A 13,676-nucleotide genomic window follows, 5' to 3' on the forward strand; every position below is an offset into this window, starting at 1 on the left:
CCGACGAGGTCGCGCGCGACTGGCGACGACTTCGCGAGGAGGCAGTTGAGGCCGCCGAGCGGTTCGAGCCGGACGGCCACATCGCCTCGTCGTCAAGCCTGCTCGCCGCGCTGCGTCGGCTCAGGGCGGAGCAGCGGCTGACCGACGAGGAACTCGAACGGCGACTCGACGCGGTGAGTGGGCAGCGACTGAAGGGCGCATTGTCGGGTTCGGTGCCGGGAAGAGCGCAGGTTGACGCCATCCTGGCCGGCGAGGTCGCCCTCGATCCGGATGCACTGGGTTACCTCGTCCTCTGCCTCGGTGCACACGAGAGCCAGGTCCGCGCCTGGTGTGCGCTGGCCGATCGCCTCGGCGAACAGCAGACGGAACCGCAGGACCCGTTGTCCGATCCGCTCGTCGCGTCGGTCCCGTCGGCAGATGCAGTGATCGCCTCGGATACGGCGGCCGAGGGGACTCCTGGACCCTCGATCGTGCGACCACCCCGGCGGCGGTGGTACCTGCTGGCGGCGGCACTGACCGCCGTTTCCCTGGTCCTTCTGAGCATGGCGACGGGCGACCGCAGGCGCGACCGGGTCTCGCCGGCCAACGAGCGGGCCGGTGGGCCGGTGGTGGAGGAGGCGGCGGACGGTCGGTACGAGGTCTTCGTGCTGGGCCAGCGGATAGTGGTCACACCGCAGTCGGCGCTCGCCCGGGAGGACGCCGTGCTCACCCGGCTGGTCGTCTCCCGGACGACCACCTCGTCCCAGGTGGACGACCACGAGAAACGGGAGTTCCGAAGGACCGTCTCTGACGGGCAGGACTGCGAGTCCAGCACGCTGATCGACGCGAACGACCGGAGGAAGCCTGAGCCGACGCAGTGCACTGCCTCCGCGCTGACCCGGTTGCGGGTTCCGAACCCGTCGACGGACCCCCGGGAACTCAGCCGGCAACTCCTGGTCGATCAGGGAGCCGAGCCGGGGTCAGCGGCCGAGTCGCTGGCCGTGCTCCGGGGGATAGCCAACCTCAACAAGGAGCACTGTCTCGGTTCCGCACAGCGAGCGGCGGTCCTGCGGGTGCTTGCCGGTCTGCCCGGTCTGGTCTTTCGGGACTGGTCGATCGACGAGACGGGTCGGCAGGGACTGGCGTTCAGCATCGACGGCGAAGCCGCGGAGGAGACTGTGGACACCCGGGACACGCTCGTCGTCGACCCTGCTTACGGTGCACTCCTGTTCCACGAGCAGACCGTACGTCCCGAGACGCCGGTGCCGGTGGTCGAATCCGGAACCACGTTCTTGGACTGCGAGCGCAGGAAGGGGCGCGACTGAGTACCCGCCCGGGGAGGGTGGGTCTTCTGCGAAACCCACCCCGGGCGGCGGTACCGTCGAGCCGAGGTGTCAGAAACGCGGCCCCGAAAAGGCGAATCGGGGATGCGCCATGTGAAGAATGACGCCGACGGTGGCGGTTTCCGGCCCGGATGGTGCCGGTGATCGGCTGCCGAAGGGTCGATCCCACATGGTCATGCCCTTGATCGCCGGGGACGGGTCTGATCCGCCCGATCCGAGGCGGCAAAGAGTTTAGCGGAAATCGATGATCGAAGCCGTCCTGCGGTCGATCAGGATCCCCTTCCGGTCTGGCGATCATTCGGGGCGCGACTCTACCCTGAGCCAACAGGCGTCACGGAGCGTCGCCACTCGATCTCGGAGCGTTCATCGGGTGCTCCCGACCTGCCCTGCTGTCGCTCGACCGAGGGAGGGAAGCCACCATGGTCCGTGCCGTTCGCCGCCTGCTGGCCGGCGTGATGATCAGTTTCCTGATCATATTTGGCAGCTTCTCGGCCGCCACCCCTGCGGCTGCGGAATCGGGAACCTCGCCAGATGTGCTCGCCGCCCCCAGTTGCCCGGACGGGTGGTTCTGCTTCTACGACGACGTGCGATTCGGCACCCCCTACGGCAAGCTGTCCGACTGCGGCTGGCAGAACCTGGCCACCTGGGGCTGGCAGAACCGCACGGAAGCGGTCTACTACAACCTGAAAAGCGGTTCGGTGACGTTCTACGAGAGCAACGGCACTCCGCTTTTCATGGTGAGCGCCTCGAAGAGATCCATCAGCGATGTCTACCCGAAGCAGAACAGGGCGGACAAGGTCTACCGGGCCTGTTGAACGAGGGACAGCCCGTCGGATCGATCCTGGAACCGGCGCCCGGGCGCACCTCTGCCGACGGCTGTCGCCGTACCTGGAGACGGCGGACCGAACACGCGAGGGCCGGGTCCGAACGGACCCGGCCCTCGACGGTGCGGTGGTCGGTGCGTCAGCGCTCGACGTCGCCGGTGATGAAGCCCTCGACGGCGGCGTGCGCGTCGTGGTCGGCGTACTGCACCGGCGGGGACTTCATGAAGTACGAGGAGGCCGACAGGATCGGGCCACCGATCTTGCGGTCCAGCGCGATCTTCGCGGCCCGGACGGCGTCGATGATGACACCTGCCGAGTTCGGCGAGTCCCACACCTCGAGCTTCAGTTCGGCGTTGAGCGGGGTGTCGCCGAAGGAACGACCCTCCAGGCGGATGTACGCCCACTTGCGGTCGTCCAGCCACGGCACGTGGTCCGACGGGCCGATGTGCACGTCGCTCTTGACCATCTCGTGCGGGATCTGGGACGTGACCGACTGGGTCTTCGAGATCTTCTTCGAGACCAGCCGGTTGCGCTCCAGCATGTTCATGAAGTCCATGTTGCCGCCGAAGTTGAGCTGGTAGGTGCGCAGCAGCTCGACCCCACGGTCCTCGAACAGCTTCGCCAGCGCGCGGTGCACGATGGTGGCACCGACCTGGCTCTTGATGTCGTCGCCGACGATCGGCAGGCCGGCGTCGGTGAACTTCTGCGCCCACTGCGGGTCGGAGGCGATGAAGACCGGCAGCGCGTTGACGAAGGCGCAGCCGGCGTCGATCGCGGCCTGGGCGTAGAACTTCGCCGCCTGCTCGGAACCGACCGGCAGGTAGCAGACGACCACGTCGACCTGGGCGTCGCGCAGCGCCTTGGTCACGTCGACCGCCTCGGCGTCCGACTCCTCGATGATCTCGCGGTAGTACTGGCCCAGGCCGTCGAAGGTCGGGCCGCGCTGGACGCTGACGCCGGTGGGCGGCACGTCGCAGAGCTTGATGGTGTTGTTCTCGCTGGCGACGATCGCCTCCGCGAGGTCCATGCCGACCTTCTTGGCGTCCACGTCGAACGCCGCGACAAAGTCCACGTCCGATACGTGGTAGTCGCCGAAGGTGACGTGCATGAGACCCGGGACGCGGTCGTTCGGGTCGGCGTTGCGGTAGTACTCCACGCCCTGCACGAGGGACGAGGCGCAGTTACCCACACCGACGATGGCGACGCGGACGGAGCCCATAGCGTCTGCCTCCTTCTTCTTCATCACGGCCGCTCTTTCCTGGACTCTCCAGGCGGAGGCGGGCTGTTGTTGTCTCGTGGACCGTCGGCCACCCCGGGTCGCGGGGCGGTCGGGGCACGGCCGGAGCGCTCGTTGGCGATGAGCTCCTCCAGCCAGCGGACCTCACGCTCGCAGGCGTCGAGGCCGTGGCGTTGCAGTTCCAGGGTGTACGCGTCGAGCCGCTCGGCCGCCCGGCCCAGCACGTCCCGAAGTCCTTCGCGACGTTCCTCGATCGTGCGTCGGCGGCCCTCCAGGATGCGCAGCCGGGTCGCCTGGTCGGTGCGGGCGAAGAACGCGAAGTGCACGCCGAAACCCGTGTCGTCGTACGTCTCCGGCCCGGCCTGCGCGATCAGTTGGGCGAACCGTTCCTTGCCCTCGGCGGTGATCTTGTAGACCACCCGACCGCGCCGGCTGGTCAGCGCGGGAACCTCCTCGGCGGTGGCCGGTGCGTCGGCGGCCTCGGTGATCCAACCCGCCGCCTGCAACCTGCGCAGGGTCGGGTAGAGCGAGCCGTAGCTGATCGCCGCCCGGATGGCGCCGAGCTTGGCGGCGAGCTCCTTGCGGAGTTCGTAGCCGTGCATCGGGGACTCCTGGAGGAGGCCGAGGATGGCGAGTTCCAGCACGGGCCACCCTTCCCCTGCCGTCGGGGCGGAAGGTCAACCGCCTCGATGTATCGGACCGATACATCGCACGTTAGTACCTCGATCGGCGTCCGGGCAAACCCCCGTTGTGCGCCGGCCTATTCACGGATCGTGACGGTGGTCGCCCCACCCGACCGGAGCGCGTACCCTTTGCCGCATGCGTACGTCTCGCCAGGTGGTCGACTACTCGCTCCAGAAGCGGGCAGTGCTGCGTGACCTCCACGCCGGGCGGGTCGGCACGTACGACGTCTGCGACGCGTCGCCGTACCTGAAGAACGCGGCCCGCTTCCACGGCGAACCGACCGACCAACGGTGTCCGATCTGCCGGAGCGAGAACCTGACCCACGTCCACTACATTTACGGGGACGAACTCAGGCAGTCGGCGGGCCAGGCGCGTTCCCTGGCCGAATTGCCCGTGCTGGCGATGACGCTGCGTGAGTTCCAGGTCTTCGTGGTGGAGGTGTGCCTCGGCTGTGACTGGAACCATCTCGTCGAGCAGTTCCTGCTCGGCCGGGACGGGCTGGCCGAGGGCGGCCCGGAGCAGGGGGTGGCGGACGCCGCCACCGCTGCCACGCAGGGGCGAAGGCGAGAGGCGCAACGGTGAACCTGGCTGATCCGGTCGATTCGGGTGGCGTACGACACAGTCACCGCGACCGGCGGCACTTCGGCCCGAATGGCCCGAATGATGTGGAATTTGCAGCGCGTCCCCGGCTCCGCGCCGGCCTCCCGACGCGTGTGTCAACTCACGGCAACCCGGTGGTGACGCCCCCGCGTCCCACCGCGACCGGCAGGGTGTGAGGAATGAACTCGTACGGCGATCCCAGTTCCCCGCGTGCGCGGGCCCAGGTTCCGGGTTCGAACGGCGGCCCCGGACCGGGGGCGGACGACGGGTACCCCCGGCGGGGCGGTGACGCCCGGGGCTCGGCCCCGGCGGGCCGGGCCTCGGTCGGCGGTGCCGCCCCCACCGGGCGGGCTTCGGCGGCGGTCCCCCCGCCGCGCACGACAGGTGGTGCCGCCGGATCGGCCTCCGTCGGCCGGGCCGTCCCGGGCCGGGCCTCGGTGCCGGTCTCGCCGGCCGGGCCGGGTCGGGCGTCCGTACCGGTCTCCCCGGCCTCGCCGGGATGGGGTGGCCCGGGCCGGGCGTCGGTGCCGGTCTCCCCGGCGGGCGGGCCTTCCGGCCGGGCCTCGGTGGGGACGGCCTCCGCGGGGCGGGCCAGCGTCGGCGCGGCCTCGGTCGGCTCCGCCGGGCGGGCCTCCGTGGCGCGGGCCGGCGTCCCGCAGGCCGGCGGCGGGCCGGGTGGCCCGAACGGGCCGAACGGGCCGGGCCGTGGCTACGGCGGTGCGGGCGGCGGGCGCGGGCGTGGTCCGGGTGACCCGGACGCGATGGCGCGGGCGAAGCGGCGTAAGCGGATCAACCTGTTGATCGCCAGCTTCGCGGTCTTCATCATGCTCGCCGGCCTCGGGGTGGTCGGGTTCACCTACTACTCCACCACTGTGGTGCTGCCGAACCAGATCAAGCTGCCGCTCGCCACCACCATCTACGCGAGCGACAACAAGACGGTCATCGCCAAGGTGGGCGAGCAGAACCGCACCTTCGTCTCGATCAACCAGATCCCGCAGCACATGCGGGACGCGGTGGCGGCGGCGGAGGACAAGAACTTCTACGAGCACGCCGGTGTCGACTACAAGGGCATCGCCCGTGCCGCCTGGAACAACCTCTCCAACGGCGACAAGCAGGGCGCCTCGACGATCACCCAGCAGTACGCCCGCAACGCCTACGAGAACCTCCAGGACGACTCGTACGCGCGGAAGGTGAAGGAGGCGATCGTCGCCTCCAAGCTCAATGATCAGTTCACCAAGGAACAGATCATGGAGCACTACCTCAACACCATCTACTTCGGTCGTAACGCGTACGGCATCGAGGCGGCGGCGTGGGCGTACTTCGGCAAGCCGGTCTCGAAGGTCGACGTGGCCGAGGCCGCCGTGCTCGCCGCGTTGATCAAGCAGCCGGAGCCGAGCAGCACGCACAAGGGCTTCGACCCGTCGATCAACCCCACCGACGCCAAGAGCCGCTGGGACTACGTCATCAAGAACATGATCGAGATGCGCTGGGTCGACGCCCCCGGCCGGCCGGCGCATCCGACGGAGTATCCGACGAAGACGTTGCAGACCCCCAAGGAATCCCGGTCGGGCGTCAAGTTCGGGGTCAACACCCCGATCGGTAACGTCATCAACTACGTGTCGGCGGAGATGCGGGAGAAGAAGCTCTGCACCGACAACGACGCGGAAGTGACCGAGCGTAAGCCGCGCTGTTCGGCGATGCTCCGCGAGGGTGGTTACCGGATCAGGACCACCATCGACAACAAGGTACAGAAGGCCGTCACCGGTGCCGCCCAGCGCAGCACCAAGGGCTCGGAGCTGGACGGGGCCCGCAAGAACCTGATGGCCGCCGTGGTCTCCATCGACCCGCGTAACGGTCGGGTGCTCGGCTACTACGGCGGGGACGACGGCACCGGTACCGACTACGCCGGCACCAACACCGACACCAACGGCAACGTCACCGGTGGGCACTCGCCCGGCTCCAGCTTCAAGATCTACACGCTGGCGGCGGCGCTGGAGGCCGGCAAGTCCGTCGAGTCGCGCTGGAAGGGCCGGGCGTTCACCCCGGAGGGCGACAAGTTCCGGGTCAGCAACGCCGGCAACGACAACCCCAAGTGTGGGGACTCCTGCACGTTGCGCGAGTCCACGCTGCAGTCGTTGAACGTGCCGTTCTACCACGTCAGCCTGGACATCGGCCCCGACAAGATCGTCGACATGGCGGCCAAGGCCGGCGTCAGCATGATGTGGCAGACCAACGTGAGCCCGCCCAAGGGGCACGACCTGACCAAGGAGAAGGCCACCGACCTGGCGCCCGACCCCTTCTACCACGTGGTCGCCTACGGCCAGTACCCGATCACCGTGCTCGACCATGCCAACGGTCTCGCCACCTTCGCCAACAAGGGCATCTACAACAAGGCCCACTTCCTGATCTCCGCCGAGAAGCAGAACAAGGAGACCGGTAAGTGGGAGAAGCTCGGCGGCGAGCAGCTCAAGCCGCAGAAGCGGATCAACCCGGACGTGGTCGCCGACGTGACCGATGTGTTGGAGGCATACCCGGGCCGGATCAGCCACACCCTGGCCGACGGCCGGAAGGCGACCGCCAAGACCGGTACCTGGGAGCTCAAGGAGGGCACCAACCAGAACGGTGACGCCTGGACCGTCGGGTACACCCCGCAGCTCGCCACCGCCGTCTGGGTGGGCAACAAGGGCAAGCGGGAAGCGATCAAGCTGAACAACGGCGACAACATGACCGGTTCCTCCATGCCCGGCGAGATCTGGGAACGGGTCATGAACGGCGCGCTCAAGGGCGAGGAGAAGCTGGACTTCCCGCCGGCGGCGAAGGTCGGCGACCCGGAGTCCGGCAACGGCACCCCGCCGCCGCCCCCGCCGCCACCGCCGAACCCGAACGGCCAGAACTGCGCCCCGACCGACCTGCAGTGCCTCCTCGGCGGCGGTAACCAAGGCGGCAACCAGGGTGGGAACCAAGGCGGCAACCAGGGCGGCAACCAAGGTGGGAACCAGGGCGGCAACCAGGGTGGTAATCAGGGAGGGAACCAGGGCGGCGATCCGCCGATCCCGCCCAACCAGAACCTCCCCGGCGGGAACGGCGGCGGACTGCTGCCGACCCCACGCGCCCGGGACTGAGCCGAAACCCGCACCGACGAGCGTCAATGCCGCTGCCGGCGATCCGCATACCTGCGGTCGCCGGCAGCGGCGTTTGTCCGCCCAGCCGGCGTCCATGCGCGGTCATGAATCTATGCGCTTGTCCTCTGAGGGGAGCATAATCCACTTCCGTTAGGGTGAACCCAGGTAATTTTGCATATTTGTTTCAAACAATAAGCATTTCTTGCAGGGATTGACGTCGGTCGAGCAAATTGATAATGTCTGGGGCATGTCGAATTCTAAGCGATTCTCCGCTATGGCTATTACTGCTGTTTCATGCTTTTCGGTTCTTGTGCCGACGGGTGCTGCTCAGGCGAACGAGAGCATTGGGGCAGGTGCATCTTTTCGGATCCCTGAAGGAGGTCAGGGGGAAGGGGGATCAAGCGCCAGTAGGATTTTGTCCTGTTACAGTGACGCAAAGAACTACGCTGACATGAATGATTCGTTCACCTGGCCGTCCTCGGGCTATGCGAAGACCACTTCGGCCTTTAGTGATATACAGATAATGCCTCGCGACCGGGGGGTAAATGCCCAGGTTTGCTTCCGTCGAACTGGGAAGTGCAACGGGCTGAAGTGGGCTTCGGTCGGGACATGGACTGTCATTGCCACCGATGTTTTGGATGCCACCGAGTTCTATGTAGATTTCGACCGACGGGGTGCGGGACTGGTTGCCTACTGACTTGCAGTGGATCGCTTTGCCGCGAAGGTAAATGCGATCCAAGTAGAGATTGTGGCGTCTTGCTCCGTTGTTCCGCCGTCTAAGAGTTGTGAATGCATTTCTAGTGCTGCGGGATGAGCGTGTGAGCTAATATTAAGGTCGTGGATATTGGTATTGGCTGCGATTTGCCGTGCATGTCGCCGTAATCAACCCATGGCTCCAGCCGGCCGCGGTCAGATCCTGCACTCCCCTCGAAGAGGATGCTGATGCTTGCCGATGCATCTACAAGCACCAGGTATCCGCGTGGAGAGCAGGCTCAGAGCCTCGCAGTTGGGAACGTTGTACGGCAAGATACCTATCCATGAGCACCCAGCCGACGGCCGGCATCGACGACGCCGGGAGCAGCGACCACCCGTCCCGATCGGACGGCTTCGTCCGAGGCGTCTCCGAGGCGATCGGCGGACCGCTCGGCGACCACGCCGTCGCCGTCGACCGGCCCGCCGGTCGCGAGAGTCGGTTCTGGACGGCGGCCCGGATCGTGCTGGCCCTGGCCTGCCTGACCCTGGCGCTGCACTGGGTGCAGAAGGCGCCCTGCCAGAACGGCGCCTGGCAGAACAACATCCAGTACACCCGGATGTGTTACACCGACGTGCTGGCCCTCTACTACGCCGAGGGCCTGCACGAGGGCAAGGTCCCCTACCGGGATCACCCGGTGGAGTACCCGGTGCTCACCGGCTACATGATGGGCGCGCTCGGCCTGCCGGTGCACTCGCTCGGCGTCGACGACCCGACGATCAACCAGGGGCGCTGGTTCTACAACGCCAACGCGTTGACCCTCGGCGCGCTCGCCGTCGCCACCGTCGGGGTGATCCTCGCCCTGCGTCGCCGACGACCGTGGGACGGAGCCCTGTTCGCCCTGGCCCCGGCGTTGTTCCTCACCGCCACCGTCAACTGGGACTTCCTCGCCATCGGGCTGGCCGCCTTCGGGCTGGCCGCCTGGGCGAAACGACAACCCGCCCTGGCCGGCGTCCTGCTCGGCCTCGGCGGCGCGGCGAAGATGTGGCCGCTGTTCCTGCTCGGCCCGATCCTGATCCTCGGTCTGCGCGCCGGTCGGCTACGGGCCGCGCTCACCGCCGTCGCCACCGGCCTGGTCGCGCTGGTCGCGGTGAACCTGCCGACGGCGATCCGCTACCCCGACAACTGGGGACGGTTCTTCGAGCTGAACACCACCCGACCCATCGACTGGGGCACGCTCTGGTACATCGGGCGGTACCTCGACGGCAAGGTGAACACGGGCAGCCCCGGCGACCAGGGCCCGTTCCAGTGGCTGAACGCCAACATCCCGACCCTCAACAACCTGTCGTACGCCCTGTTCGGGCTGGCCTGCATCGGCGTGGCCGTACTGGCGCTGCGGGCACCCCGACGGCCCCGGCTGGCCCAGCTCGCGTTCCTGGTGGTGGCCGCCTTCCTGATCTTCAGCAAGGTCTGGTCGCAGCAGTTCGTGCTCTGGCTGCTGCCGCTGGCGGTGCTCGCCCGTCCCCGCTGGGGCGCCTTCCTCGCCTGGCAGTTCGCCGAGGTCTGCTACTTCGTCGCCTTCTACGGCGAACTGCTCGGCTCGGCCACCAGCCGCCCGGTCTTCCCCGAGGGGGTCTTCGTGCTCGCCTCGTCGCTGCGGCTCGGCACGGTGGTGGTGCTCTGCGTCCTGATCGTCAAGGACATCCTGCACCCGGAGCGCGACGCGGTCCGCCAGACCTACCTCGACGACCCGGACGGCGGCGTGCTCGACGGCGCCCCCGACGCCCCCTGGCTGTCCAAACTCCGCCGCAAGACCCCCGCCGCCGAACCGGAACCAGCCCCCACCCCTGCCTGACACCACGCATCCCAACCCCACCGCAACCCGACCTCAGAGACGGAACACGACGGCGTTGCCGACCTGCTGGCGGGTGATGCCCAACTGCTCGACCGGCGCGTCCACCGTCACCTCCCACGGCGTGCCGACGATCTGGTCCCGCAGTACCACGACGTTGCGTACGCCGAGGGTGCGCAGGTAGTCGACGCTGGTCTGGTCGGGGAAGGCCGCCGACACCCGGCGCACGTCGTCGAGTTGCTTCGGGGTGAAGCCGCTGCCCCCGTTGACCACCTGTTGGAAGCGGGTGGTCGACCAGAGCATCACCGGCTGGTCCTGGTTCTGGCCGCTGGGCAGCACCAGCAGCGGACCCTCCACCGTGCGCATCGCCACCGGCTGCTCCGGCACGACCGGGTGCGGCGTGTCGTTCAGCCCTTCCACCAGCACCAGCAGCAACGGCAGCAGAGTGACCGCCCGCAGCCACGGCGACGGCCTGGAGGGCACCCGGTCGGCGCTGATCTCGCGTACCCGCCGGGCGAAGGCGCTCACCGCACCGGCCGCGAGCAGGCCGAGCAGGAGCGTCGTCCAGAGCATCATCCGTCCCGGCGTACGCAGCCCGTTGAACCCGGGCAGGTGCTCGAACAGTGGGGCGTAGGTGAAGGTGCCGTCGAAGAACCGGGTCCCCATCGCGATCACCATCGTGACGATCACCCCGGCGAGCATCAGCAGCCGGTGCCGCAGCCGCCACACCGAGAAGAAGAGCCCACCGGCCGCCAGCGCGTACAGCACGAAACCCGGCAGGAGGGTCATCTCCGGGTGCCAGGGCAACGCGGCCCGCGCCCCCTCGTGCAGGCCGCCCCAGATCCACGACTCGGCGGGCGCGGTGAAGAAACCACTGGCCGGCGGCGAGTAGACGCCGATGTCGCCGAGCGTGCGTTCCGCGTTCGGGTGCAGCTCGGCCACCTTGAAGTACGGCACCGCCAGCAGCGCGCCGACGGCGGCGAAGAGCAGTCCGCCGATCAGGTCGGCGACGAACAGCCGGCGACCGAAGGGCCGCCGTACGCGTCGCCGCCGCCAGAACCACACCGCCGCCGAGACCAGCAGGGTCAGTGCGAGGACGTACGCGAAGACCAGGCCGATGCCGAAGCCGAGGCTGAGCTGCCAGGCGGCCACCACCCACCCGGCGTACGCCCAGCCGACCCGGCGGCGTTCGGGGCGGTAACCGTGCCGCAGTGACCAGCCGTGGCCCCGGGCCAGCATGGCCAACGCCAGCGGGATACCACCGTTGGAGACGATGTGCAGGTGCCCCGCCTGGGCGAGCAGCCACGGCGCGTACGTGTAGCTGACCCCGGCGACCGCCGAGCCGATCCGGCCCGCGCCCAACTGTCGGGCCAGCACGTACGCCCCGAAGGTGGCCATGGCGTGGGCCAGCACGAACATGATGTTGTAGCGGAGCACGGCGGCGTCCGGGCCGGTGCCGAGCAGGCCGGCCGGGGCGTACCCGAGCAGCATGTCGGAGAAGGCGAAGCTCCATGGTTCCGGGAAGAACGTGTTGGACTGGAACAACTGCCCCGGATTCGTCCGCAGGGCGTGCCCGGACCAGGCCATCTGCCACGCCTGCAGGCTCGGGTCCCAGTAGTCCTGCGGGAGCGTGTAGAGCGGATAGCGCAGGGTCGGCCAGGTCATCCCCACGGCGAGGGCGAGCGAGGCGAGGACGGCGAGCGTCCACTCGTGCACCAGGAACCGGCCGGTGGCGCGGACGGCCCGTCCGGTGCGGCCGGGCACCGGCTCCGGCGCGGGTGCGAACGAGGTCCACGGATCGGTCTCGGCCGCCGGCTTGTTCTCTCCGTCCCCGGCGGGACCGTCGCCCCGGCCCTTCCCGGGCCCGTCCTGCCCGGTCCTGCTTCTGCGGAACTTGTCCTTCCAGGTCCGGCGCGTGCCGGTCTGGTCGGGTGCGCCGGCCTGACCGGCCGCTGCCGCAGTCGCTCCGGCCTTTTCCACCGTCGTCCCGGACGGCTGGACCTCCGTCCCGGCCGGCCCAGGCGCAGCCCCGCCCTTACCGCCCCCGGCCCGGCCCTCGTCGGCCCCCGGACCGGCTCCGTCGGGCCTCGGGTCGGCTCCGGCGGGCTCCGCGTCCGATCCGGCGGGCTTCGGGTCGGGCCCGCCGGGCGTCGCACTCGATCCGGCCGGCCCCGAGCCGGCTCCGTCGGGCTTCGGGTCGGTTCCGTCGGTCGGGGACGGGTCGGTCCTGCCCGGCTCCGAGCTGTCGCGCGCGTCGGGTGCCGGCCGGTCCTGCGGCGACCCCGTCCCGCCCGCGGGGGTCGGGTCCGTACTGCCGGTCTGCCGTGGGGGTGGGCTGCCGCCCGTCGCGTTGGTGGTCATCGGCGTTCAGGCCCCCGTGCCGAGCTGTTCGCGGAGGAAGGCGATGTCCGCGCCCTGACCGGTCGCCCCGCCGGGGGTCTCCACGATGACCGGGGCGTCGGCCGCCCGGATCACCGCCACCAGCAGCTCCGGGTCGATGGTGCCGCCGTCGAGGTTGTCGTGCCGGTCCTGCCCGGAGTTGAACCCGCCCTTGGAGTTGTTCGCGTGCACCAGGTCGATCCGGCCGGTGATCGCCTTGACCCGGTCGACCAGGTCGAGTAGCTCCTCGCCACCGGCGTACGCGTGGCAGGTGTCGAGACAGAAGCCCACCTCGTAGTCACCGAGGGCGTCCCAGAGCCGGGCCAGCGCGTCGAGCCGCCGGGCGCATGCGTTGTCGCCACCGGCGGTGTTCTCGATCAGGACCGGGACGGGGAACCCACCGGAGTCGGCCGCGTACGCGAAGGTCTTGCGCCAGTTGTCGAAGCCGACCGCGAGGTCGTCACCGGCGTTGACGTGGCCGCCGTGCACGATCAGCCCCCGGGCGTCGAGCTGAGCCGCCGCGGTGGCATGGCCCAGCAGGAGCTTGCGGCTGGGGATGCGGATCCGGTTGTTGAGGGTGGCCACGTTGATGACGTACGGGGCGTGGACGTAGACGTCGACCTCGGCGGCGCGCAGCCGGTCGGCGTCCTCCCGGGGTTTCGGGGCCTTCCAGCCCTGCGGGTCGGAGAGGAAGAACTGCACCGCCTCGGCGGCGCGGGTGGCCGCCTCCGCCAACGGGTCGGCCTGGTCGACGTGGGCTCCGATACGCATGCAGGCGAGCCTACGTCGAGGCACCGACGTGCGGGGTGGTGGCGCGGCCGGGTCGTGGTGTCCCACCGCGGGCGGCGGTCGTCACCCGGCCGGCCCGCCGGTCGTTGGTCCGGACGGGGATCGACGATTGGCCGACGCCGATCATCGGGCAAAAGCGCTGATTCTCTCCACACGTGACGAAATCGTTGTACCGT

9 protein-coding genes and 1 pseudogene are annotated in these 13,676 nt (G+C 68.9%); 5 read left to right on the plus strand and 5 right to left on the minus strand.

Features of this window, described 5'->3' with window-relative positions:
• Both ACOJTC_RS00360 and ACOJTC_RS00365 read left to right on the plus strand, forming a co-directional pair.
• A pseudogene (locus ACOJTC_RS00360) lies at window positions 1-1,304 on the plus strand (hypothetical protein); the annotation flags it as partial.
• A gap of 437 nt (window positions 1,305-1,741) precedes the next feature.
• The gene (locus tag ACOJTC_RS00365) at window positions 1,742-2,137 is read left to right on the plus strand and encodes a peptidase inhibitor family I36 protein (RefSeq protein WP_420115285.1); all 396 of its coding nucleotides are present in this window, start codon (window positions 1,742-1,744) and stop codon (window positions 2,135-2,137) included.
• Between the two features lie 148 nt (window positions 2,138-2,285).
• On the opposite strand, the gene ACOJTC_RS00370 is transcribed toward ACOJTC_RS00365, so the two are convergent.
• Both ACOJTC_RS00370 and ACOJTC_RS00375 read right to left on the minus strand, forming a co-directional pair.
• A complete protein-coding gene (locus ACOJTC_RS00370; protein WP_204925500.1) occupies window positions 2,286-3,365 on the minus strand; it encodes an inositol-3-phosphate synthase in 1,080 nt (359 codons plus the stop codon).
• Between the two features lie 23 nt (window positions 3,366-3,388).
• Window positions 3,389-4,027 carry a PadR family transcriptional regulator gene (locus ACOJTC_RS00375; protein WP_204925499.1) on the minus strand — a complete coding sequence of 213 codons (639 nt, stop codon included), beginning with the start codon at window positions 4,025-4,027 and terminating at the stop codon, window positions 3,389-3,391.
• A gap of 175 nt (window positions 4,028-4,202) precedes the next feature.
• On the opposite strand from ACOJTC_RS00375, the gene ACOJTC_RS00380 reads away from it, so the two are divergent.
• The 3 genes from ACOJTC_RS00380 to ACOJTC_RS00390 all read left to right on the plus strand — a co-directional run bounded on the left by ACOJTC_RS00380 (window position 4,203) and on the right by ACOJTC_RS00390 (window position 10,335).
• The gene (locus tag ACOJTC_RS00380) at window positions 4,203-4,649 is read left to right on the plus strand and encodes a DUF5318 domain-containing protein (protein WP_204925498.1); all 447 of its coding nucleotides are present in this window, start codon (window positions 4,203-4,205) and stop codon (window positions 4,647-4,649) included.
• Between the two features lie 197 nt (window positions 4,650-4,846).
• The gene (locus ACOJTC_RS00385; RefSeq protein WP_420115286.1) at window positions 4,847-7,789 is read left to right on the plus strand and encodes a transglycosylase domain-containing protein; all 2,943 of its coding nucleotides are present in this window, start codon (window positions 4,847-4,849) and stop codon (window positions 7,787-7,789) included.
• 1,037 nt (window positions 7,790-8,826) lie between these two features.
• Window positions 8,827-10,335: a glycosyltransferase family 87 protein gene (locus tag ACOJTC_RS00390; RefSeq protein ID WP_420115287.1), complete on the plus strand. Its 1,509-nt coding sequence runs from the start codon at window positions 8,827-8,829 to the stop codon at window positions 10,333-10,335.
• Window positions 10,336-10,368: 33 nt separating this feature from the next.
• Here the strand turns inward: ACOJTC_RS00390 and ACOJTC_RS00395 are convergent, their stop codons facing one another.
• From ACOJTC_RS00395 to ACOJTC_RS00405, 3 genes are all read right to left on the minus strand, one after another.
• Window positions 10,369-12,693, minus strand: coding sequence for a hypothetical protein (locus tag ACOJTC_RS00395; protein ID WP_420115288.1), 2,325 nt, complete (start codon window positions 12,691-12,693; stop codon window positions 10,369-10,371).
• Window positions 12,694-12,699: 6 nt separating this feature from the next.
• The gene (locus tag ACOJTC_RS00400) at window positions 12,700-13,482 is read right to left on the minus strand and encodes a deoxyribonuclease IV (protein ID WP_204925495.1); all 783 of its coding nucleotides are present in this window, start codon (window positions 13,480-13,482) and stop codon (window positions 12,700-12,702) included.
• A 10-nt stretch (window positions 13,483-13,492) separates the two neighbouring features.
• Window positions 13,493-13,676 (minus strand): hypothetical protein (locus ACOJTC_RS00405; RefSeq protein WP_420115289.1); only part of this gene is annotated, 184 nt, incomplete at its 5' end.

Source organism: Micromonospora sp., from assembly GCF_048594385.1.
Classification (GTDB): Bacteria; Actinomycetota; Actinomycetes; order Mycobacteriales; family Micromonosporaceae; genus Micromonospora; species Micromonospora wenchangensis.